This is a genomic window from Treponema sp., assembly GCF_024696245.1.
GTDB lineage: Bacteria > Spirochaetota > Spirochaetia > Treponematales > Treponemataceae > Treponema_D.
The window spans coordinates 13,819-37,628 of sequence record NZ_JAILGZ010000162.1; the positions used below are offsets into that span (position 1 = coordinate 13,819).

The 23,810-nt window shown below is 39.1% G+C and carries 18 protein-coding genes; 11 read left to right on the forward strand and 7 right to left on the reverse strand.

Annotated elements, in window-relative coordinates; translation table 11 throughout:
- Nucleotides 1–55 precede the first annotated feature (55 nt).
- Both K6D58_RS11655 and K6D58_RS11660 read left to right on the forward strand, forming a co-directional pair.
- A complete protein-coding gene (locus K6D58_RS11655; RefSeq protein ID WP_296830856.1) occupies nucleotides 56–1,117 on the forward strand; it encodes a hypothetical protein in 1,062 nt (353 codons plus the stop codon).
- Between the two features lie 9 nt (nucleotides 1,118–1,126).
- Nucleotides 1,127–2,005, forward strand: coding sequence for a M23 family metallopeptidase (locus K6D58_RS11660; RefSeq protein ID WP_296830858.1), 879 nt, complete (start codon nucleotides 1,127–1,129; stop codon nucleotides 2,003–2,005).
- Between the two features lie 3 nt (nucleotides 2,006–2,008).
- Here the strand turns inward: K6D58_RS11660 and mnmA are convergent, their stop codons facing one another.
- Entirely contained in the window at nucleotides 2,009–3,229 is a 1,221-nt protein-coding gene (gene mnmA / locus K6D58_RS11665) for a tRNA 2-thiouridine(34) synthase MnmA (protein WP_296830860.1), read from the reverse strand.
- Between the two features lie 125 nt (nucleotides 3,230–3,354).
- On the opposite strand from mnmA, the gene K6D58_RS11670 reads away from it, so the two are divergent.
- The 8 genes from K6D58_RS11670 to K6D58_RS11705 all read left to right on the forward strand — a co-directional run bounded on the left by K6D58_RS11670 (nucleotide 3,355) and on the right by K6D58_RS11705 (nucleotide 15,061).
- Nucleotides 3,355–5,157, forward strand: coding sequence for a phosphoglucomutase (locus K6D58_RS11670; protein ID WP_296830862.1), 1,803 nt, complete (start codon nucleotides 3,355–3,357; stop codon nucleotides 5,155–5,157).
- A gap of 111 nt (nucleotides 5,158–5,268) precedes the next feature.
- Complete coding sequence (locus K6D58_RS11675) at nucleotides 5,269–7,365, forward strand: methyl-accepting chemotaxis protein (RefSeq protein WP_296830864.1); 2,097 nt, start codon at nucleotides 5,269–5,271, stop codon at nucleotides 7,363–7,365.
- A gap of 187 nt (nucleotides 7,366–7,552) precedes the next feature.
- Nucleotides 7,553–8,686 carry a BMP family lipoprotein gene (locus K6D58_RS11680; protein ID WP_296830866.1) on the forward strand — a complete coding sequence of 378 codons (1,134 nt, stop codon included), beginning with the start codon at nucleotides 7,553–7,555 and terminating at the stop codon, nucleotides 8,684–8,686.
- An 82-nt stretch (nucleotides 8,687–8,768) separates the two neighbouring features.
- Complete coding sequence (locus K6D58_RS11685) at nucleotides 8,769–10,307, forward strand: ABC transporter ATP-binding protein (protein ID WP_296830869.1); 1,539 nt, start codon at nucleotides 8,769–8,771, stop codon at nucleotides 10,305–10,307.
- Nucleotides 10,304–11,410 (forward strand): ABC transporter permease, encoded by a 1,107-nt coding sequence (locus K6D58_RS11690; RefSeq protein WP_296830872.1) that lies wholly within the window; start codon nucleotides 10,304–10,306, stop codon nucleotides 11,408–11,410. Before K6D58_RS11685 ends, K6D58_RS11690 begins: the two co-directional genes overlap by 4 nt.
- A complete protein-coding gene (locus K6D58_RS11695; RefSeq protein ID WP_296830875.1) occupies nucleotides 11,410–12,375 on the forward strand; it encodes an ABC transporter permease in 966 nt (321 codons plus the stop codon). Before K6D58_RS11690 ends, K6D58_RS11695 begins: the two co-directional genes overlap by 1 nt.
- A gap of 130 nt (nucleotides 12,376–12,505) precedes the next feature.
- Entirely contained in the window at nucleotides 12,506–14,287 is a 1,782-nt protein-coding gene (locus tag K6D58_RS11700; RefSeq protein ID WP_296830878.1) for a phospho-sugar mutase, read from the forward strand.
- 117 nt (nucleotides 14,288–14,404) lie between these two features.
- Nucleotides 14,405–15,061 carry a 3'-5' exonuclease gene (locus K6D58_RS11705; RefSeq protein ID WP_296830880.1) on the forward strand — a complete coding sequence of 219 codons (657 nt, stop codon included), beginning with the start codon at nucleotides 14,405–14,407 and terminating at the stop codon, nucleotides 15,059–15,061.
- A 13-nt stretch (nucleotides 15,062–15,074) separates the two neighbouring features.
- Here the strand turns inward: K6D58_RS11705 and K6D58_RS11710 are convergent, their stop codons facing one another.
- From K6D58_RS11710 to K6D58_RS11720, 3 genes are read right to left on the reverse strand one after another with little or no spacing between them, the layout of a single operon-like run.
- Nucleotides 15,075–15,911: a M23 family metallopeptidase gene (locus K6D58_RS11710; protein ID WP_296830882.1), complete on the reverse strand. Its 837-nt coding sequence runs from the start codon at nucleotides 15,909–15,911 to the stop codon at nucleotides 15,075–15,077.
- Nucleotides 15,912–15,949: 38 nt separating this feature from the next.
- On the reverse strand, nucleotides 15,950–16,792 hold the full coding sequence (locus tag K6D58_RS11715; protein WP_296830884.1) for a lysophospholipid acyltransferase family protein: 843 nt from the start codon (nucleotides 16,790–16,792) through the stop codon (nucleotides 15,950–15,952).
- An 11-nt stretch (nucleotides 16,793–16,803) separates the two neighbouring features.
- On the reverse strand, nucleotides 16,804–17,847 hold the full coding sequence (locus K6D58_RS11720) for a glycosyltransferase family 8 protein (protein WP_296830887.1): 1,044 nt from the start codon (nucleotides 17,845–17,847) through the stop codon (nucleotides 16,804–16,806).
- A 182-nt stretch (nucleotides 17,848–18,029) separates the two neighbouring features.
- Here K6D58_RS11720 and rpsU point away from each other — a divergent pair, with 182 nt between their 5' ends.
- Nucleotides 18,030–18,236 carry a 30S ribosomal protein S21 gene (gene rpsU / locus K6D58_RS11725; protein ID WP_184653002.1) on the forward strand — a complete coding sequence of 69 codons (207 nt, stop codon included), beginning with the start codon at nucleotides 18,030–18,032 and terminating at the stop codon, nucleotides 18,234–18,236.
- Between the two features lie 299 nt (nucleotides 18,237–18,535).
- On the opposite strand, the gene purA is transcribed toward rpsU, so the two are convergent.
- The 3 genes from purA to K6D58_RS11740 form a co-directional block, all read right to left on the reverse strand.
- The gene (gene purA, locus K6D58_RS11730) at nucleotides 18,536–19,762 is read right to left on the reverse strand and encodes an adenylosuccinate synthase (protein WP_296830895.1); all 1,227 of its coding nucleotides are present in this window, start codon (nucleotides 19,760–19,762) and stop codon (nucleotides 18,536–18,538) included.
- A 230-nt stretch (nucleotides 19,763–19,992) separates the two neighbouring features.
- On the reverse strand, nucleotides 19,993–20,787 hold the full coding sequence (locus K6D58_RS11735; protein ID WP_296830898.1) for a leucine-rich repeat domain-containing protein: 795 nt from the start codon (nucleotides 20,785–20,787) through the stop codon (nucleotides 19,993–19,995).
- Between the two features lie 57 nt (nucleotides 20,788–20,844).
- Nucleotides 20,845–23,754, reverse strand: a complete 2,910-nt coding sequence (locus K6D58_RS11740; protein WP_296830901.1) for a leucine-rich repeat protein — start codon at nucleotides 23,752–23,754, stop codon at nucleotides 20,845–20,847.
- Nucleotides 23,755–23,810 lie beyond the last annotated feature (56 nt).

Here is a 23,810-nt window from a genome sequence, read left to right on the forward strand (position 1 = left end):
ACAGGGAGGCACATAGAACTTTTCTTTTTTACAATTATAAACTAATATCAGAAACATGAAATTAACATCTAAACACAAAATAGCAATAGGAGTAGCAGCCTTCTGTCTGCTTTATATAATTCTGGCCATGAGACCTCTTGGAAAAGAACTACACTTTATACCTGAATGGACCCAGGACATATTCCACGTAGAAGAAAGCAGAGAAACAGAAGAAGACCTTATACCATTCAAACTGGGACAGAACATCGGTTACTTTACAGAAGATGGCAGAATAACAAAAAACATACCTTTCCCATACAAAGCATCTATTTCTGACAGCTACTACACTATTTTTGGTGCAAACAATACCAGTGCAGATTTTTATAAGTGTGACGGAAGCAAGGCCGGCACTATAGAACTTTCCGGCTTTCCTTATTTTGACGGAGACAGGGTTTACCTCTTTTTACCGGGGGGAAATTCCTTTATAAAATGCGATGAAACAGGTAAAGCCCAGTGGAAATTTGAAAACTACGCTCCAATTACGGCATTCAGTTCAAGTAAAGGGGGAACAATTGCAGGTTATGCAGACGGAACCCTTATTTCCTTTAACAACGACGGCAGCATTAACCACCGTTTTTCACCAAAAGGAAGCAAATATGAAATTATCTTTGGAGCAGGCATTTCTTCTGACGGTTCATCTGTTGCCTGTATAAGCGGCAGGGACAGACAGAGATTTGTTGTTGCCAGAAAAGAAAAGGGTCACAGCAGGATTGTTTTTCATGAATACCTTAATGAAGAATCCTCTGAGCAGGAACTTGTAAAATACTCCCTTAATGACAGGGCAATTTACTACAGTTACAAGGATAATCTTGGCATATACAGCTTTAAGGACGAAAAATCCTTCCATATTCCTATGAAGGGAAATGTAGTTCAGATTGAAGAATCTGACAGCAGCGGCCTTGTTTTTGTATTAAGCAGGGAAGATTCAAAATATACGGTTACAGTACTTGAGAAATTTAACCATATTGCAGCAAAGTTCAGTTTTGATGCTGAATGTGCCTTTATTCAGGCAAGAGGGGACAATTTCTTTGTAGGAAGGAACAGTAAGATTTCCAGACTGACAGTTTCTAAAAAATAGGAAGGGAATATGAAAAAGATTATAGCTATTGCAGCATTAACGGCAGGACTTACAGCAGCAGCTTGTGTTTTTGGAGAGTTTTCATCATTTGACTGGCCTCAGAAGGAAACAGCAGCAGACTCTTTTTATTCATATTTCGGACAGCTTAGAGGGGGAACAATCAGTACTTCCCTTATCTTTAATGATATTTCTGACATTAAATCCGTTCAAAAGGGAAAAATCCTTCTTACCATGAGGGAACATTCAAACGACTTTGGCCGCTTTGAATCTACTTTAGGAAATGCCCTGCTTATTTCCCATGAGGATTCTTTAATGGGAATATACGGAAATCTTGATGAAGATACTCTGGAAAAAAATCTTCCTGATACAATAGAAAGCGGAACTTATCTTGGAAAAAGCGGAAATTCAGGCTGGCAGGACGGTTTAAGCTGTCTTGAGTTTCAGGTTCTGGATATAAAGAACTCTTCTGCAGTAAATCCCCGCATTCCAATGCCCCGCACAGGAACAGAACTTCCTCTTTATGCAACAAACATAACAATTCAGGATGAAAAGGGCATTTACCATAATCCCCTTACAGAAAAAAGACTGCCTTCAGGTACCTACAGCATTTATAAAGACAGGCAGAAAACAGCTGTTCCTGCAAAAACCACAGTTTCTGTTAATGGAGCTGCAGTTGAACACATTCAGTTTGAAACCCTTAACGAAATAAACGGTAAACTTTGTACTTCCGGTGATAAAAGCTATTCCGTAGAAGAACTTTATCCTGATGATAAGAAGGAGCTTTTAGCCCGTATTCCCCTTACACCAGGAAAAAATTCCATAGGAATTACAATCTCCAATATTCTTAAAGAAAGTAAATCCTACTATTTTACACTGGACATTTATTAATCATTAATTCTGATCTTCCATTACCCTGACAGCCCGGCTGATTATACCGCCGCCCAGGGTAACTCCTTCACTGTAAAAGACTACAGACTGACCGGGAGCAACTGCCCTTTGTTTTTCTTCAAATATAACCCTGCAGCAAGGTTCTTTAAAGGACTCCCCTTCTGCAGGAATATAAGGTTCAACCCTGGCCTTTACCGGTCTTGAAGCCAGACGGATTTTTACCATGGCATCAAAGGCACACTCAGGGTTATAGTCTCCTGCCCACACCAGATCATCTGCTATAAGTTCAGAAGAGAAAAGTTCATCATCATGACCAAGGACAATTTTGTTTTCCTTTTCGTCGATTTCTGCAACGTAAAGGGGACGGGTTGAACTGATTCCAAGGCCCTTTCTCTGACCAATAGTATAATGTTCAATTCCCCTGTGCTTTCCTAAAACATGGCCGTCCCTGTCTATAAAATCACCGGGAATGGAAGGCTTATCAGAAAAGAGAACTTCTATAAAAGGAGCAGGCATAAAATCCTGGCTTTCTGCCCTTTGAGCAGCTTTAAGATTCCATTCCCTGGCCATTTTAAATACTTCCTTTTTACTGTAAGAACTTAAAGGAAAGCGAACCTTTTCTAAGACAGAAGCAGGTATTCTATGGAGAAAATATGCCTGATCCTTGGAAATATCCATGGCTACTGCTACCTGTACAGGACGGCTGTGTCCCTGAGGACTATCTGCTGCCTCCGGTCCGTAAATATTGCGGATATCTTCCATAGGACGAAGGGATTTTGCATAATGCCCCGTACAAAAATAATCATAGTCAATGCCAAGTTTTGAGATTCCTGCTAAAAGGGCTCCGAATTTTATAAAACGGTTACAGCGGATACAGGGATTTGGGGTTCTTCCTGCCCGGTATTCTGATTTAAAATAATCCAGTACTTCTTTCTGATAGGCATCCTTAACATCAATAACATGATATTCAATACCCTGCTCCTTACAGAAAGCCCTGCATTCTTCTATATCGTTTTCTTCCCCAGGACCATAACAGCTGTCATGAAGCTTTACTTCTTCCGGAAGCTGGGGCATATCGTTTTTCCACAAAGCCATTGTAACACCAATAACGGTGCAACCTCTTTCTTTCAGAAGCTTTGCTGTAACAGAGGAATCAACACCTCCGCTAAGACCTACAACTACTACATCGCCTGCTGAAGGCTGTTCAAGTTCTTCATACTTCATATAAAAACAATCTATAGGAAAACTCAACTTTGTTAAATATGTAAAGAAAAGATTCAGCTGATTAATGGCAGGAATTAAAATGCGTAATGGAATATAAGGAGATAAAACGATATAATCCTTTAATTATGGAACACAACATGATTTTATCAGCTTCGGGCTGGCGTAAGGTATTTGTTGAATCAGGAGATCAGCATGATACCAGTGAAAATATTGGAAATACAAACAGCTGTCTTTCTGTTCTTATAGCAGAAAGCTTTATAAATTACCTTCAGGATAAATGTCATAAAAAAAGACCTGTAATTGTTGTAGGAAGGGACACCAGACCTACAGGCATAAAGATTGCAGAAGCAGTATTAAAAACCATGCTCTACTATAAAATAAAGGTAGAATATCTTGGCGTTACTGCTGCCCCGGAAATCATGGCCTACTCAAAAACTGCTGACGGTTTTCTTTACATAAGTGCCAGCCACAATCCTGTAGGTCATAACGGAATAAAGTTCGGTTTAAATGACGGAGGTGTTCTTGAAGCTTCCCAGTCTAAAATACTTGCTGATGATTTTAAAGCTAAGCTTCTTACCGTAAACTGCCAGACTCATGCAGAAAGCATTCTTAAGGCTGCAGGAGAAAAAGAATACTCTAAACTCCTTACAAAAGGCAGGGATTATAAGATTAAGGCCCTGGATTACTACGAGAACTTTATTAAGGAAGTAATTACCGGCAGCAATAAAAAAAGTGAAGAAGAAGACTTCTTTAACCTTCTTGCTGAATGTACAGCACAGAATCCCCTTTCCATAGTATGCGACATGAATGGCAGTGCAAGATGCCGTTCTATCGATGAAAGATTTATAAAAAGCTGTAAATTGAATTTTATTGCCATGAATAATACTCCTGGAGAAATAGCCCACGAAATTATTCCGGAGCCGGAAAACCTTGTATGGTGTGCAGGCAAAATGAATGAACTCCACCAGGCAGGAGATAATACAGTACTTTTAGGTTACATGCCTGACTGTGACGGTGACAGGGGTAACATGGTTTACTGGGACGAAAAAAAGGAAAAGGCTTTTCCTATAGAAGCCCAGACTGTATTTGCCCTTTGTGTTATGGCAGAACTGGCCTTTGAATACTGGAAAAATCCTAAGGCAAAAAAACTTGCTGTTGCCGTTAACTGCCCTACTTCCATGAGAATAGAAGAAATCTGCAAAGTCTTTAAGGCAGAAGTATTCAGGGGAGAGGTTGGAGAAGCCAATATAGTTAACCTTGCCAGGGAAAAAAGAGCTGAAGGCTATAATGTCCGTATTCTTGGTGAAGGTTCCAACGGAGGTAACATTACCTATCCTTCCTGTGTAAGGGATCCTGTTGCTACAGTCTTTGCAGCAGTAAAACTTCTTTCAATCAGGGATACCCTGGATAAAAAGGGCAAAGTTCACGAAGGAATATTCCATCTCTGGTGCAGGCTTTCCGGAAATGAAGACAGGTATAAACAGGATTTTACCCTCTCTGATATTCTTGAAACCCTTCCTGAATATGTTACTACAGGTGTAAGCGAAAGCAGGGCTGTTCTTGATGTTAAAACAGAAGACAAGGGACACCTTAAACTCAGATTCCAGAAGATTTTCATGCAGGAATGGGAAGAAAGAAAGGCAGAACTTCTTGAAAAATACGGTATTGCAGATTACGAATGCATTACTACAAACGGAACAAAAGAAGTAAGGAATGCCAGTGACTGGAACAATGGTAACGGAGGACTTAAGGTTCTTTTTAAAAACCAGAATGGAACTTCACTGGCTTACATATGGATGCGCCCAAGTGGTACGGAAAAAGTATTCAGGGTTCTCTGTGACGTAAAGGGCAAAAAGCCTCAGATGAGTGCCAGCCTTCTTGACTGGGAAAGAGCCATGCTGACTAAGGCAGACAGCCTGAAAGCCTGATAATTTTTTTTGCAAAATCCAGTATTCCACAATAAAATTATTATAAGCTTTAAACTTCCATTTATTGAATTATACTTTAAAGGGAAGAAAAAAAGGGGGAATACTGGATATATGGAACCTAAGAAAAAAAGCCTTATAAAAAAGATTGTTATTGTAACAGGACTTGCCATAGTCCTGCTCTTCTTACTGCTTATAGAACTTTCTGTTTATGTCGTAAACAAATCCTCAAGGGAAACTGCAGAAAACGACATAAGCATGATTGCTTCTTCCTATGCAAACTATGTAACTTCCTGGCTGGACGAAAACCTCAATCACATGGAGTTTTACACTCAGGCAGATGCCGTTTACAATTACAAGTCACCGGATGAAATTGCTAAGTGGCTTGCAACTACTCCACCCCGCCGCAGCAAAGAAATCGACTATGTTCTCTTTATTGATGCCCAGGGAAATTCCTACTACGATTCCGGAAAAAGAGGAAACAACTCTGACCGTGCCTATTACAAGGCAATTATGACCGGAGCTGACTTTTATATAACTGACCCTACCCTGGCAAAAGCAACAGGAAAGGTTTCCATTATGGTTGTTAAGGCAGCATACACTTCTACCGGCAAAAAAGTTGGTATGTTTGTAGGTGTTAAAACCATAGACAAGATTCAGGCAGAAATTCATGCCTTTACATTGGGAGAAAAGGGTTACGCCTTTATGCTGTCAGGAAACGGTACTGCCATGTGCCACCCTGATACAGAACTTCAGATGACGGCAAACTTTATTACTGATAATATTGAAGGTCATGCTGATATTAAGAAAACTGCAGAAAAAATGGCTGCAGGACAAAGGGGTGAAGCTACTGTAAACAGCTTTATCATGCCGGGAGAAAAGGATGTTATTTTCTATGCACCTGTAGAAAAGACAAACTGGTCTGTTGGTATCAGTATTCCTAAACCTCAGCTGGATGCATCTTCATTAAAAATCCGCCATATACTTATAGTTTCAAACATTATTATTGGATTAGTTATTATTCTTATTATCGTAACCCTTATGGTAATTGCCTTCAGGCCACTTAAGCTTGTTGTCCGCAGTATTTCCGGAATAGCCAGCGGTAATGCAGACCTTACCCAGCGTATAGAAATAAAGAATGCAGATGAAATTGGTTCTGTAGGTCTGGGATTCAACAAGTTTATTATGAAGCTGCAGGAAATTATCGGTCAGGTAAAGGAATCTAAAACAGCCCTTGTAGATGTAGACGAAAATCTTCAGGCAAGTATTCAGGATACAGAAACTTCCATTAAGGAAATACTTCAATGTATTCAGGAGCTTAAAAACCTTATCGGGGAACAAAACCAGAGCGTAGACGGAACAGCTACTGCAGTTGCAGAGATTACTTCAAATATTCAGTCCCTTGAGCATATGATTCTGTCCCAGTCTTCCGGTGTAAACCAGGCTTCTGCAGCAACGGAAGAGATGATAGGCAACATAAATGCAATTAATTCTTCTATAGAAAAAATGGCAGTTGAATTTAATTCCCTGCAGCAAAAGGCAAATATGGGTTCTTCAAAACAGCAGACCGTAAATGAACAGATCAGCGAAATAGAAACCCAGTCAGCCATGCTTCAGGAAGCAAACGTGGCTATTTCTGCCATTGCTGAACAGACTAACCTTCTTGCCATGAATGCGGCAATTGAAGCTGCCCATGCAGGGGATGCAGGAAAGGGATTTGCCGTTGTAGCTGACGAAATCAGAAAGCTTTCAGAAACATCTTCTGCCCAGTCAAAGACAATTGGAGACCAGCTGCAGAAAATCATGACATCAATTGACACTGTAGTAACTTCTTCAAATGAATCAAGCGATGCCTTTATTGCAGTATCTACAAGCATTCAGGAAACAGACCAGCTTGTCCGCCAGATTAAGTCCGCTATGGAAGAACAGGCAGAAGGTTCAAAACAGGTTCTGGATGCCCTGCAGATAATGAGCGACAGTACTTCCAGGGTAAGGGCTTCTGCATCAGAAATGAGTATCGGAAGCAAGCAGATTCTTTCTGAAGTTGCAAGACTAAAGGACAACTCAGGCAACCTTAACAGCTCGGTAGAAACAATTACAGGCAGTGCTACAAAAATAGAAGAAACAGGAAATGCCCTTACAGGTATATCTTCAGAAATGAATTCTTCAATTGCAAGAATCGGAAAGGAAATTGACCAGTTTAAGGTATAAAAATAAGGAAAAGGCCGGCGTAAAATACCGGTCTTTCTTTTTTAGTACTTTGTAAGAAACGGCTTTTTTTTATCAAAGACTAATATTTTCCTTGTCTTTTATACCCCTTAGATTTATAATGTTCGGTACGCGGTTTGGAAAAACCGTGGATCTAAAAAATAAACGCATTTAGAGAAGGAGAAATCACATGAAAAGACTTATTGCAGCTGCTTTAGTAGCAATTACTGCATTTGCCGGATTAGCATCTTGCTCTTCTAAAGACAGTGCTGATATCTGTATGGTAACAGACTCAGGAGATATTACTGACCAGTCTTTTAACCAGACAACTTATGAAGCTTGTAAAGAATTTGCAAAAGACAACAAGCTTAACTTCAAGTACTTTAAGCCAACAGCAAACACAACTGCTGCCCGCGTAGCATCAATTGACCTTGCTGCTAAAGAAAAGAAAGTTAAGGCTATTGTTCTTCCTGGCTTCCTCTTTGCAGAAGCAATCGTAGAAAGAGCAGAAAAATATCCTCACATTAAATTCATCGCCCTTGACGTTTCTGAATTTGACGTTATGAGTGCTGCTGAAGCAAAACAGAAGAAAGGTTACATACTTCCAAAGAACGTATTCTGTGCTGTATATGATGAACAGATTCCTGGCTACATGGCAGGATATGCTGCAGTAAAAGAAGGTTTTGAACACCTTGGATTCCTTGGTGGAATGGCTGTTCCTGCTGTAATCCGCTACGGATACGGATACGTACAGGGTGCTAACCAGGCTGCTGTAGAAATGAAAAAGACTGACAAAGTAACAATCGAATATGTTTACGGCGGACAGTTCTACGGTGACGCTCAGATTAAGGGTGTTATGGATTCATGGTACACAGGACGCGGTGTTGAAGTTGTATTTGCCTGCGGTGGCGGTATCTTTACTTCTGCATGTGAAGCTGCAAAAGATGTTGGCGGAAAGGTTATCGGTGTTGATACAGACCAGAGCGCACTTATCAACTCTACATACGTTGACGGAATGTGTGTAACTTCTGCAATGAAGGGTCTCGCAGCAACAGTAAAATCTAACCTTGCTGCAATCGTAGACGGAACATGGGATGATGTATACGGCGGACAGATTAACAGCCTTGGTCTTGTATCTTCTACAAACCTTGACCTTAACTACGTTCAGCTTCCTACAGACACATGGTCTATGAAGAACTTCTCTGTTGATGAATATAAGGCTCTTGTTGCTAAACTTTGCACTGGAGAACTTAAAGTTTCTGCAGATACAGACAAAGCACCTGCAGTTGCCGTTAAATTCAACACATACGCAAACATCAAATAATAAAAGCTAAAATCTAATGGCGGGTCATCATTCGGGCTAAGCACCCGGGTGGTGACATTTTTTTTCTAAAAAGGACTGCAACATGAGTGAATTCATTATCGAAATGCTCAACATTACAAAAAGATTCCCCGGAATCATTGCAAATGACAACATTACGCTTCAGTTAAAGAAAGGTGAAATCCATGCCCTGCTTGGTGAAAACGGAGCCGGAAAATCCACCCTTATGAGCGTTCTCTTCGGTCTTTACCAGCCGGAAGAAGGACTGATAAAAAAAGACGGTACGGAAGTAAAAATCAATAATCCAAATGATGCCACCGCACTGGGAATCGGTATGGTTCACCAGCACTTTAAACTTGTAGAAACATTTACTGTTCTTGACAACATTATTCTTGGTTCTGAACCGGCAAATCATGGTTTTCTTAACCGCAAAGAAGCTAAAAACAAAATCCTTGAACTTAGTAACAGATACGGTCTTTCAGTAGATCCTGATGCCGTAATAGAAGACATACCTGTAGGAATGCAGCAGCGTGTAGAAATCCTTAAAATGCTCTACAGGAACAACGAAATCCTTATTTTTGATGAACCTACAGCCGTACTTACTCCTCAGGAAATTACGGAACTCATGCAGATTATGAAAAATCTTGCAGCAGAAGGAAAATCAATTCTCTTTATAACCCATAAACTTGCAGAAATCATGCAGGTAGCCGACAGATGTTCCGTTTTAAGAAAGGGAAAGTACATCGGCACCGTAAATATAAAAGATACTAATGAAAACGAATTAAGCCACATGATGGTAGGAAGGGACGTTCAGCTTCAGGTAGACAAGACTCCGGCAAAAGCAGGAGAAGCTGTTCTTGAAGTAGAAAATCTCTGTGTAAAAAGCCGTATCCATGATGCCCTGGCCGTTAAAAACGTAAGCCTTACAGTACATGCAGGAGAAATCGTATGTATTGCAGGTATTGACGGAAACGGACAGTCAGAGTTTATTCACGGATTAACAGGTCTTGAAGCTCTTGCATCTGCAGATACAAAAATCATTCTTGCAGGAAAAGACATTACAAAAGAATCCATCAGACAACGTTCTATAGACGGAATGAGCCATATTCCTGAAGACCGTCATAAGCATGGTCTTGTACTGGACTATAATCTTGAACAGAATATTGTCCTTCAGCGTTACTGGCAGAAGGACTTTCAGAATAAAGGCTTTATTAAACCTGATGCAGTTACTTCTTATGCAGAAAAACTCATTGATCAGTATGACGTAAGATCAGGACAGGGATGTAAAACAACTGTACGTGCCATGTCCGGAGGAAACCAGCAGAAGGCCATTATTGCCCGTGAACTTGATAAGGAACATAAGCTTCTTATTGCAGTTCAGCCTACCCGCGGTCTTGATGTAGGTGCAATCGAATACATTCACAAACAGATTGTTGCAGACAGAGACAGGGGTGCAGGTGTACTTCTTGTTTCCTATGAACTTTCAGAAGTATTTGCCCTTGCAGACAGAATCCTCGTTATGTACGAAGGAGAAATCAACGGAGAATTCAAGCCTGAAGAAATTACCTTTAAGGAACTTGGACTTTACATGTCAGGTGCAAAAAGACAGGGGAAGGATAAATGAACAAAAACTTATTAGAAAAAGAAAGCGTAAAATCAATTGTTTCAGCAGTTTTCTGTGCACTTCTTGGAATCATTGCAGGTTTTATAGTGCTTCTCTTTATAAATGCTGAACATGCAGGTGAAGGTATTCAGACCATTCTCCTTAACTTCCTTAACTTTCCTACAACAGAACTGATTCTGGAAAATCTGGGAAACACACTGGTTCAGGCAGTTCCACTGATTCTCTGCGGACTTTCAGTTCTCTTTGCCTACAAGGCCGGACTCTTTAATATTGGTGCCGGCGGTCAGTACTGTATTTCCATTGCAGTAACCCTTACCTGTGCCATCAGATTCCACATGCCCTGGTACCTCTGCGTTATTTTTGCAATGCTTTCAGGTGCAGCATGGGGAGCCCTGGCCGGTATGTTCAAGGCTTTGTTTAACGTAAATGAAGTAATTGCCTGCATCATGCTTAACTGGATTGGTCTTTACATTACAAATACAGTACTTAAAAACCCTGTTGTAATGAACAGCTCAAAATCCCTTACCTACAACATTACTACTGTTTCTCCGGATTCCCTGCTTCCAAACATTGGTCTGGACAAGCTTTTAAAATGCAGTTACGCAACAATCGCCATTCCACTGGCTATAGTAGTTGCAGTAATCATCTATATCATTCTTACCAAAACTACTTTTGGTTACGAACTCAGGGCAACAGGCTTTAACAAAAATGCAGCTAAATATGCAGGTATGAAGGCTAAGACCAACATCATCATTACTATGGCAATTGCCGGAGCCCTGGCAGGTATGGCAGCAGGTCTTTACTACCTTACTGACATGCAGCAATGGGAAACAAGTTCAGCAGTTCCTGGTATGGGATTTAACGGTATTGCAGTAGCCTTCCTTGGCGGACTTAACCCTATTGGAGTTGTTTTTGCAGGATTCTTTATTCAGCATATTACTTCAGGCGGTGCAGCCCTGGATACTACCTACTACAATCCTCATATTGCTGACCTGATTTCTTCTACTATTATTTATCTCTGCTCATTTGTACTTATCTTTAAGACAATTATTGCAAAGATTTCCCTTAAGAAAAAAACAGAATCTACAAAGGAGGGTGAATAATGGCCCTTATCATACAGTACACATTGATTTTTGCTTCAGTACTTGTACTGGTAGCTTTAGGCGGTATGTTTTCTGAACGTTCCGGTATCATAAACATCGGTCTTGAAGGAATTATGGTATTTGGTGCCCTGGGAGGAGCCTTTGTACTTTCTCAGATTCCTCCTGGAACAAATGCCTTTGTTATTGTACTTCTGACAATTCTTGTAAGTGCAATCTGCGGAATGATTTCTTCTCTTTTACTGGCAGTAGCAGCCATTAACTTTAAGGCAGATCAGACTCTTGTAGGTACTGCAATCAACATGCTTGCAACTGCAGCTGCAACAGTAATCGTTACTTCATTTAATACAGCCCGTACTGCAAAGGCAGCCCAGCAGGACTTCTCTGACATCCTTAAATACAATGAAACCCGTGAATCACTGCTTATAAACATTGGTTCCCTTAAGCTTAACTGGTTTATTGTCATTGCCATTCTTGTACTTATTGCCGCTACAATTATTCTTTACCGTACAAGATTCGGTTTAAGGCTCTGGTCCTGCGGTGAACATCCACAGGCAGCTGATTCAGTAGGTATTAACGTTTACAAAATGCGTTATGCAGGTGTAATCATTTCCGGTATTCTTGGTGGAATCGGAGGTATTACTTATATTTCTTCTGCTTCTGCTGAATGGAAATTCTCCAACGGTGTAACAGGGGCAGGATTTCTTGCCCTGGCTGTAATGATTTTTGGTCAGTGGAAACCTCTTTACATTGCAGGCTCTGCCCTTCTCTTTGGTTTCTTCTATGCCCTGTCATTTACTTATTCAGCCTTTGACTTCCTTCTTAAGGCCCTGGATGTACTCCACCTTCCAAGTGAATCATTCCAGATGCTGCCTTACATTATCTCCCTTATCGTACTTGCCCTTACATCAAAGAAATCAAGGGCACCTAAGGCAGAAGGTATTCCTTATGACAAGGGAAGCCGCTGATAAGTACTTGACAAAAAGTGGTAGCAGAAACTAACTTATTCTGATATATTTTAGACGGATGTCTGAATATCTTACGGTTTTCAGACATCCGTTACGTTTGTATACATTTTTACAACAAAAGAGGATAAACATGAACGAACAGGAAATCATCTCTAAAGCACAGCAGTACATTGCAGAAGAAAAAGATGAAGCATTCCGCTCTCAGGTAGAAGAGCTCCTTGCTAAAAAAGACATGAAGGAACTTGAAGACCGTTTCTATCAGTCACTTGAATTTGGAACTGGCGGTCTCCGTGGTGTTATGGGCGGTGGTACAAACCGCATGAATACACTTAACATTTCAAAAGCAACACAGGGTCTTGCAAACTACCTTATTAAAGCTTTCCCTGAAGAACACAAAAATGGAACTCTCAGTGCCTGCATCGCTTACGACTCAAGACACAACCATGACAAGTTCTCTGACATTACAGCAAGAGTATTTGCTGCAAACGGAATCAAGGCTTACCTTTTTACAGGAATGAGACCAACTCCTGAACTTTCTTATGCTATCCGCGAAACAGGAAGTAAAACAGGTGTTGTTGTAACAGCAAGCCATAACCCACCACAGTACAACGGATACAAAGCTTACTGGGATGATGGTGCTCAGGTTGTAGAACCACATGACAAGGGTATTATTGACGAAGTAAATGCCGTTAAAGAAGTAAAACTTATTGACCGTGAAGAAGCAATTAAAGAAGGAAAAATCGTACTTGTAGACAAGGAACTTGATGATAAATTCCAGGCTATGATTAAGAGCCAGCTCTTCCGTCCTGAACTTATTAAGGAAAAGGCAAGTTCTGTAAAAGTTGTTTACACTCCACTCCACGGAACAGGTGCAATGCACGTAGAAAAAGTTCTTGGTGATCTTGGACTTAACGTTATTACTGTTCCAGAACAGCGCGAAGGAAACGGTGACTTCCCAACTGTAGAAAAGCCAAATCCAGAAGAAGCTCCAGCACTTAAAATGGCTCTTGACCTTGCAAAGAAAGAAAAGGCTGACGTTGTAATGGCAACAGACCCTGATGCAGACCGCTTCGGTTCAGCATTCCCAGACAAAGACGGAAACTACGTTCTTGTTACAGGAAACCAGATGGGTGCCCTTCTTGCAGACTACGTTCTTCTTTCTAAAAAAGAATTCAACAAAATGCCTGCTAATCCTGTACTTATCCGCTCAATCGTAACTTCACCATTTGCTGACAAAATTGCAGCACATTATGGTGTAAAGAGCCAGGAATGTCTTACAGGATTTAAGTGGATTGCATATGACGAAGGTCAGATGGAAAAGAATGGTACAGGAAACTATGTATTCGGTTTTGAAGAAAGCTATGGTTACCTTATCGAGACACAGATCCGTGATAAAGACGGTGTAAGTGCAGCTGCAATGTGTGCAGAAATGACACTTTACTGGGCAAGCAAGGGAAAATCACTTCTTGAACGCCTTAACGAAATGTACAAGGAATACGGTCTTTACCAGGATGTTTCAATCAACCAGTACTTCCCTGGAATCTCTGGTCCTGGCATTATGAAGGGTATTATGACTAAGCTCCGTTCAGAAGGACTTAAGACTCTTGGCGGAAAGAAAGTTCTCAAGATTCGTGATATTCAGGAAAGCGTTTCTTTTGATCCACTTAACCCATCTGTCAAAGAAGCAGTTAAACTTCCAAAGAGCAATGTTCTTCAGTTCTTCCTTGAAGGCGGTACAGTTGTAAGTGCCCGTCCATCAGGAACTGAACCAAAAATCAAGTTCTACATCAACTCTACTGTACCAGTTGCAGAAAAGACAGATGCAGCACTTGCAGCAGCTAAAAAAGAAGCTGATGATCTTTGCGGTAAAATCTCTGCAGAAATCAAGGCTGTACTTGACGCTGCACAGTAATTTTCAGTATCTATTAAATACTGACAGACAACTGCCCTTATAAAGGCGGTTATCCACATACAATATCCCGTGGCTGTTTTAGGACACGGGATATTTTTTTTAGGGAGGAAGATTTTAATGGAAGACAGGGCAGCAATTCATCTGTACACAAAATTCAATAACGTTGCAAAGGAATACTATTCAGGAAGGACTTTTGTAGCCTTTGATACAGAAACAACAGGCTTAAAGGCATCCCAGGACTTTATGATGGAAATAGGTGCCGTTAAATTTAACTGTGACGGCCTTATAGGAGAGCCTTTTAACATGCTTATTAAGCCTCCGGTACCTGTTCCCCCAATGCTTACAGAGCTTACCCATATTACAAACCAGATGCTGGAAAACTGCCCGGCAGAAGATGTGGCAGTAAAGGCTTTTATGGAATATATAGAAAACAAGGACACCATGCTTATAGCTCATAATGCACCTTTTGACCTTTACTTTATAAATGCAGCTTTAGACAGACTGGACGGTTCATCTCTTGGAAACCTCTGTATAGACACCCTGCCCCTTTCAAGATGGGCTTATCCAAGTCTTCAGGCTATGAATATAAAGGGAACCTTTAAGCTTCAGTCACTGGCAGAGCGCTTTTCAATTAAAGTTACAGCTGCCCACAGGGCCCATGATGATGCAAGAGTCTGTATGGAACTTCTAAAAAAGATAATTCAAGACACCCTTCCCCTGCAGAAGGATTATAAAAAGGCTATAGAAGAAAAAAATCAGCTCAGTCTTTTTTAAAAGCAGCCCTGACCTAGCCTCTAGGAGCCTTTGCAGGATCTACAGGCTGGGACTTAAGGAATACCATAAGGCAGATCTGTGATGTCTGTTTAATTGAATCAACACCGGCTGTTCCAATAACATCACCAAAGACAACATAGTCGCCTTTCTTTACTTTTATTGAACCAAGACCTGAATATGAATAAATATGGCCTGTTTTAGACTGAATAAAGACAACCTGACCGTAACCCCTGTAATTACCTACATACATTACAGTTCCGGCACGAATGGCTGTTACGCTTTCGTTTTTTGCAGCACTAAGCTGAACACCACTTACCTTGCCTTTAATATAAGTAACCTGTGGATTTTTTACCGGCCAAACAAGACTTGAGTCACCTTTTTTACTGGAATACTTTCTTGGATCACTGGAAGTAAGATCAGGAAGGGTAGTTTCTTTAACGTCTGCAGCTGATGAAGGAATCTTAAGCTTAGCCCCAACCTTTAATGCAGAAGCATCTTCAAGGCCGTTAAGTTTTTTTAATTCGTCTACAGTAATGCCGTTAATCTTTGCGATTCTGTAAAGGGTATCTCCCTTCTGAACTGTGTACAGGTCGTATTTTCTTGCAGCCGATGTATCAGACTGCCCCTCTTTTGAAGGAATCTTAAGGGTCTGCCCGGTTTTTAACACATCGTTTTTTGTAATACCATTGGCCTTACAAAGTTCATCTACTGTAATTCCGTATTTTTTACTTATTGAATAAAAGGTCTCACCCTTTGCAACTTTATGGTCAAGGGCAAAAAGAAGACTGACGCCCATTGCCAGAGATAAAATGAGTTTTTTATAATTAAAATTAATTTTGCCGATTTTCATACTCTTCAAATATCGGCATTTAAAGTGGCTAAAATTACTTATTTTTCGTAAGTTAAAGGTATTCCATAAAAGTCTTCATATACCTTCTTCCAGACCTGGTAGTTTTTATCTTTCATAAACTCTACATTTTCTTTGGAAGTCTTTGATTCATCAGGATATATGGCTTCTTCTATGTTTATAGTATATTCCTGTACAGGAAAGCCGTCTGGACCGATTTTATCAGAATCTGTCATGGTAATAAAAATCGGTAAAACAGGCACCTTATTCTTAACGGCAAAACGGAAGGCTCCGTTTGTAAGGGGACGGGGCTTGCGGTAATTCCACCACATACCCTGTTCAGCGTAAATAAGTATTTTTTCTCCCCTCTTAAGAAGAATATCTACACTTTCAAGAAATTTCTTCATTGTGCTTGGATTCTGACTTAAAGGAAGAGTATTGCAGTTTCTGAACATAAGACCATAAAGACCAGGAAAAGAAGTAAAGTTGCCTTCACGAATTACCTTGTACATGATTTTATGTTTAAGCTCATATTCCAAAGCCTTAAGAACTGCAAAATTATCAAAGGCATTAAAATGGTTGCAGGTTAAAACGGCACCGGAGGCCTTAATCTTACGGAAATTTTCAAGACCCTTAACTTCCTTAATAACAAGCCAGCCCTGCTTAATCATTTTGTTAATAAAATGAAGGGCTATGCCGTTAACAATAAAAGTCTTTATCTTAGACGAAAGCTTTTTGCCAAGATAATCAACCTTATCAGGAGTAAGGGGAACTGTTGGAGGATCAGGCTCTACATCTTCTGTAAAGCGGCCTTCCCTTTCCAGTACCTTAATTTTTTCTATAACTTCAAGACGTCCCTTATCTTTTTCTATAACTGCTTCCATTTATTAAATCCTTATGCCGTACGGAAAAGTGAACGGCCTACATACATTACAAAGCGGCCTACATAAGTAACTTTACCCATAGCATGTAAAACGTTGCGGCGTATTTTTGTAAAGCCCTTCATTACTTCTGCATTGCGGTAGTTATAAGGGTCTACAACATCTTCTTCTATCCAGCTGAGAAGGCGGTGGAAGTCCTCTACATCCTTGCGCTTACGTTCATCTGAATAAGAAGCCTTTCTGTCGGCAATAATCTGACCATAAGGTGTCTTAGATGCATAATTCCAGAAGTGATCTTCATAAAGGGCATCATCAACCTTCCATGGCTTCCAGTTAAGCTTATAGTGAATAATCTTAAGGTTCTTTTCCTTAAAGGATTTAAGGGGGAAAGCTCCCCTGTTCCATCCCAGATTAAGAAGACGGGTTCTGCCCTTACAAAGTACATTAAGGTAATCCTCATCCTGAGTAATACGGAAAGTATACTTTGACATAAGGTTAAGGAACTTTCTTGAAAAAGCTTCCTTTCTGAAAAGTTTAGTATTCATAAGAAGAATACCGGCAGAAAAATACTTTCTTGGATTACAATCCAGGGCATATCTTATATACCTGCGGTAAACTTCAAGAATGTCTGCAACATCTTCGTGAGCTGCAGCTACAAGATTATTGCCGAGATTTACGTTATAAAGCTCTGCAATATCAGTTACTGTAACTACATCACAGTCCAGGTAAATAACCTTGTCATACTGAGGGAAGAGATCTGCAATAAAAATACGGTAATAAGTTTCTATTGAATAATAATCCCTGATAGGAAAAAGTGACTTAATCTTTTCTATCTGATCTTTCATAGAGACAAACTTAATTGAAGAATTTTCTGTCTTAAGGGCATTTATTTTTTCTTCATTATCTTTGGAAAGATCTGTAGAAAGAATTATTATTTCATAGAAATTGTCAGCTGATGCGTGGTCAAAAATCGACTTTAAAGTAACCGCAAGAAATGGTGCGTAATTATCATCGGATGCCAGAAATACAGGGATCCTCTGTCCTTTTATCTTTTTCATTCTATAAGTTTATATCCATTTTATTTTGTAAACAAGCTATTTTTATTAAGTAAAGGCAAATTTTCCGTAAAAAGAGGGGCAAAACTGAAGAATTTTCCCCATAATCTATTGGAATTTTATTTATTTTTCTATAAAATGACCATACTTTCAACGGAACTACCGGAAAGAGGAGGTGAATATACATGGCTACAATCAGTGTTGACGACAATGAAAACCTTGAAAAGGCAATCAAACGTTTTAAGCGCATGGTTGAAAAGGAAGGCATTATCCGCGAATACAAAAAGCGCGAATACTTCGTTAAACCTTCTGCTACTAATCACCAGAAAAAGACTACTCTTGAGCGCAAACTTTTGAACAAGAGACGTCAGTCAGAAAGAAAAGATCACTAATTTTTTATTGATACATCTTTTTGAATAACAGGTTCCGGCTTAGGCTGAGAGCCTGTTTTTTTTTGCCCTGAGCGCCACTTATGTAAAGCAGGCCTCTGTTACGTAAAGCCGGGCACTGTTACGTATAGCAGGGCGCGGTTACGTAAAGCCCTCCCCCTTTATGTAAAGCTCCACCTGAACAAAAAAAAAGCTGCCACCCGGACATATTAAAATGCAGGCAGCAGCTTATTTAGTATAGAAAATTCTTTTATCCGAGACAGGCCCTGTTTACAAAGCCAATCCTAAAAGCAGACTTATACTTATTTTTTCCATGGATTAGCACGGATGAATGTTTCATCACGTTCATAACCTACAGAAATAATTGTTACTGGAACACCAGTGTATTCTTCGATATATTCTACATATTCCCTGGCTTCCTTAGGAAGTTTTTTATAGCTCTTTACTTCTTTAAGAGGTGTTTTCCATCCCTTAAACTTTTCAAGAATTGGTTTAGCCTTATTCATCTGATCAACGTTTGCAGGGAAGTCTGTAACGATTTTACCATCAATGTCATAAGCAACACAGGCTTCAATCTGTTCCATTGCATCGTAAATATCAAGATGTGTAAGAACAAGACCATCAAGGCTGTTTACGCGGCAGGCATAGCGGAGGGCTACAAGATCAAGGTATCCACAGCGGCGGGCACGACCGGTTGTAACACCATATTCACGTCCTGTATCACGAACGTACTGACAAAGTTCACCTTCGCTTTCGTTGTTGAATTCTGTAGGCATTGGACCGTTACCAACACGAGTCTGATAAGCCTTAAATACACCAAGAATCTTATCAAGGTCATGAGGGCCGATTCCACAACCTGTAGCAGCACCGGCAGCACAGCTTGCACCTGAAGAAACATATGGATATGTTCCGGAATCAATATCAAGCATGGCACCCTGAGCACCTTCAAAAAGAATATTATCTTTGCGTACTTCCCACATTACCTTTGTAAGGTCAACACGCATTTCAATAAGCTTGTCCTTATATTTATCAAGATATTCCTTGTCTTCTCCATCAAACTCAGCCATTTTTTCTGCCCAGTCAAGGTCAGCAAGGCGGAGTCCGTCACGGTGTGATTTTTCTGAATAAGCAATACCAATACCACTTCCTGTTGTTCCGATAGGACGCTTTCTCTGAGCATCACGGTCTTTATCCATCTGGCGGTATTTAGGAAGAATAAGCTGAGCACGGTCAGAAATAAATACACGACCTTCCCAGTTGATTCCGTTTTCCTTAAGCATGTCAAGTTCCTTGAAAAGCTTTTCCGGATCAATAACCATACCTGCTCCAAGGTAAACCTTTTTATCGCTGTAAAGGATTCCACTTGGAACCTGATGCAAAGCAAACTGTTTGCCATCTACAACAATAGTATGACCGGCATTTGGTCCGCCTGAATAACGTACAACGTACTTTGCATCTTCTGCAAGGTAATCAACAATCTTACCTTTTCCTTCATCGCCCCATTGTGCACCGATAATTACAACTTTCATTTTTTTACTCCCAGTATGCGTTTGATACCTTATTATCCGGTAATTGCAACTTGACAAATCCTACCACTTTTCGCTCAATTTGACCATAGAGGCAGTTTATAAAATACAGTCATTCGCTGACGTTAAAAAAAAAGACTGTCTGAAAAATTCAGTACATGGCGGTTAAATCTGTCAAAACCTCCATATATGCTGAATTTTACAGGCAGCCTTTTGCAATTCAATTAAATTATCTAGTCAGCCCAAAAAGAATAATAAAATTTTTTAAACTCAGCATTATCAGAGCTTTCATAATCCCTGAATTCATGTTTTAACAGTTTTTGAAGTGCAACTGTCTTTTTTATTTTTTCACCTGTAAAGACATCTTCAAAAGTTTTTTCGCTGTGTATTCCAAACCAGGAAGAATCAGTACATACAAAGAACGGATTGAATCCTTCTGGAACATTTATTTCTTCAAGTTTATCACAATCCTCAAAGGCCATATTTCCTAAATATTTTAATCCTTCAGGCATTGTAATAGATTTAAGATTTGACTTTTCAAAAGCACGATCAGCTATACCAACAAGGCTTTTAGGGAGTTTAACTGATTTAAGAGGTGTACGTCCAAAATCAACAAACAAAACGCCTTCAGGAATATCAACAGACTCAAGAACATTAGAGTGAAGACTGATAAACTTTAACGACGAAGGAAGTTTTATATATTTCAATATTTCAGAACGAACATTAACGACTTCAACACCTTCTGAAATTACAAGGTTTTCTATTTCAGGCCATTCATCCGGACTAAAATTCACAACAGGGCAGCCCTGTATTTCAGACGGAACAACAACATTTTTTGATTTTCCACTATAGTAATCAATGCGTATAGCGGTACCGTTTCTTACCAGACTAAATTCAAAATCTGATTCAGGATTCGGTTTAGAAAAATCAGGTTTACTTCCGGCTGATTCTTTACCTTTACAACTTGACATTGAAAAAACTGCGGCAAACAACATTGCAAAAAGTTTTACAGATTTACTCATTTTCATTTAAACGCTCCTTATAAAAAAGTTATATAACGCAAAATGCATCATGCATTATAAAAATCAGTATTCAACTTCATGTTTTCGAAGACGGTACGGTTTTAAACCATCTAGACCAGCTTGATCCCACTTTTCAGCTTTAACAATATCTTCCGGTGATACATCTCCGAAGTTTTGCCAGCCAGACAGAGTACCATCACCACTACCTGACCCAAAATTCATTTGCTTATACCAGTTTTCAGGATCTTCGAAAGAAATTTCAGTAAGACCTGAAGAGCTAAAAGCGAAATCTCCAATTTCTGTTACAGAAGCTGGAATTAAAATTTTTGTAAGAGACTTGCAGCTAGAAAATGCTGCATGGCCTATAGTTTTTACAGTTGAAGGAATAACAATAGAAGTAATTTTTGAATCTGTAAAAGCATATTCACCGATTATCTGAGTTCCATTTGGTATGGTAAATTCAGTTCCAGTTACCGGATACGCAACAAGAGTTTTTTCATCCTTTGAATAAACGGCATTATTCTTAACAATAAAATTTTTTGCTGAAGGGCTGATAGAAACCGATTCAAGTTTATCCATGGAATACAAGGCACTACCCGAAAAAGTTTCAAGAGAAGCCGGCAGGTTAAGAAAAGTCAGGCCAGTTTCTTTAAAAGCTCCCTGTTCTATAACTTTTACACTGTCAGGAATTTCAATATTTTTAAGTGACCTACACTCGCAGAATGCAAATTCCCCTATACTTTCAAGTTCCGACGGAATAACAACTCGCTCAAGTCTCCAGCATTGATAAAAAGCATGTTTACTAATTGTTTTTAGTCCAGCAGGCAATACTACGTCTGTAATATTCCATCCGGCAAACAGACTTTTACCCGAAACAGCTTCTAATTCAGTAATACCGGTTGTTGCACTTAAATCAAGATTAATTTTTACACTATCACTAGATAAGTTAAAATCTCTAATTAAAGCCGTTAAATCATTAAGGAAATCTGTTGTTATAGGTCCGCTTACTTTTATGGTTACAGTCGCAACAAGTTTATCCTTTGTAATTTCAGAAAGTGCATTTTCTGCAGTTACGTCAATCTGATGTTTATAAAGATATTTTCGATAAAAGCGGAAAGATAAATCCAAATCACTTTTTGCATGATAATTATCAGCTTTTTCCAGTTCTTCTTTTGTCAGACAATCGCTAGATTTCCATTGGTTATAATAATCATAGCTAAAGTTTTCAGTTTCAAACCAGCTGTAAGGATCTTTAAAAGTAACTTTATAAAGGCTACAGCAATCTTCAAAAACATTTCTAGAAATCTTTTTAACTGAAAAAGGAATAATTACATCACAAAGGTCAACACAGTTACGGAATGCATAATAGTCTATTTCTTCAACACCTTCCGGAATCTCAATTTCAAACTTTGCTTTTGCAGCAGGCCATAAATAAAGAATTTTCAAATCTTTTGAATAAATAACTCCATCAACACTAGCATACTTTGTATTTTTTTCATCAACAATGATGTTAGAAAGAACATGAGAATGAGAACAGCTTAATGCAAGAATAAAACTGCCCCTGTAGTTTTCAGGAACTGTTATACTTTTTAAATTTGAACAGTTATAAAGAGCAAAATCGCCTAACTCTTCAAGTACATCCGGAAGAACAAGAGAGCCTAATTTTTTGTTTTTCTGAAGCATAACATTATCTGAAATAGAAGGATCCATTACTGTTAAACCGGTTGCCTTACTTAAATCAAGATTTAATTCTTCCACCTTCGAACTGTCTACTACAGCTTTTGAAAACTCTGTCAGAAAGTCTTCTGTAATTTCACCAGAAATTTTAATTGTATAAATACTACACTCCGGCAATTTTTTAATTACATCAAATGCGTCTTCTACTGTTACTTCATATTCACTTTTAAGTTTCCAGACTGGAGAAAGAACAATATCTTCTGTCTGTTCATAAGCCTTCCAGCCTTCAATTCCCCCACTCCATCCTATAAAAATATAACCGTAACGTTCAATTGATTCGAGTTCAACATCTTCATTTTCAAAGAAAGATGTTCTGGACGGTGCAGCAGAATCAGAAGGAATATCGTTATAAATAATATTATGACTTACATACGGAAGGAACACCGCATAAATTTTTATTAAAGTGCAGTCATAATTTCCCCAGCAGTCTAGATCACTAAGTTCTTTTACTTCTTTTCCAGCTCCAAACCCTATACTGCTTCTAGTTCCTGAATCACTTGTAGACCAGCCTGCAAAATAATGATTATCAGGAACTTCGAATGTACATTCTGGAATTATAACAGGCTTTTCTACAGTAAAAATAATATCTTCCTTTTCTGCATTTTCTGTGCCGTCAGAAAGAAATTCAAGAACATATTCCTTTACAATCCATTTTGCCTTTACAGTGATATCACCAGAAATAACTGTTTCAAGTGTAAATTCACATTCATTTTCTTCACCAAGATTTAAAAACCATCCGCCAAAAGAATAATAATTTTTTACAGGTTCATCAGGCAGATACTGTAACGCATAATCTTCTTTAACTGATACAACTTTACTTGTTTCATCATACTTAGTTCCGCCATTATAATCAAAAGTTATTCTATAAGTACCATCCTTTTCTCTCCATTTTGCATACAAAGTTAAAAAAAAGTCTTTAGCAGGAGTATTCTTAAAATCAAAAAGCGTATCACTGACACACTGTTTTTCCATATCCCATTCAGCCCAGCCTAAAAAAACATAACCGGCTTTATGCGGCACATACTCTGGTTCTACAACATAGTCACCTTGCACAACTTCCTGTTCAAAAGACTCAGAACCGTCATCAGGGTAAAAAGTTACCCGGCATTTATACTCAATATAAGGTTCAGACGAACCTTTACCGTCTCCATCTGACGAACATGACACAAAAAATGAAATAAAAACTGCAGTTAAAAACAATAAAAAAAAGTTTACTGCCTTTTTTAAATGTTTCATAAAATCTCCTTATAAAAAAAAACATAATTTTTATACGGAGAATTATATAAGACAAT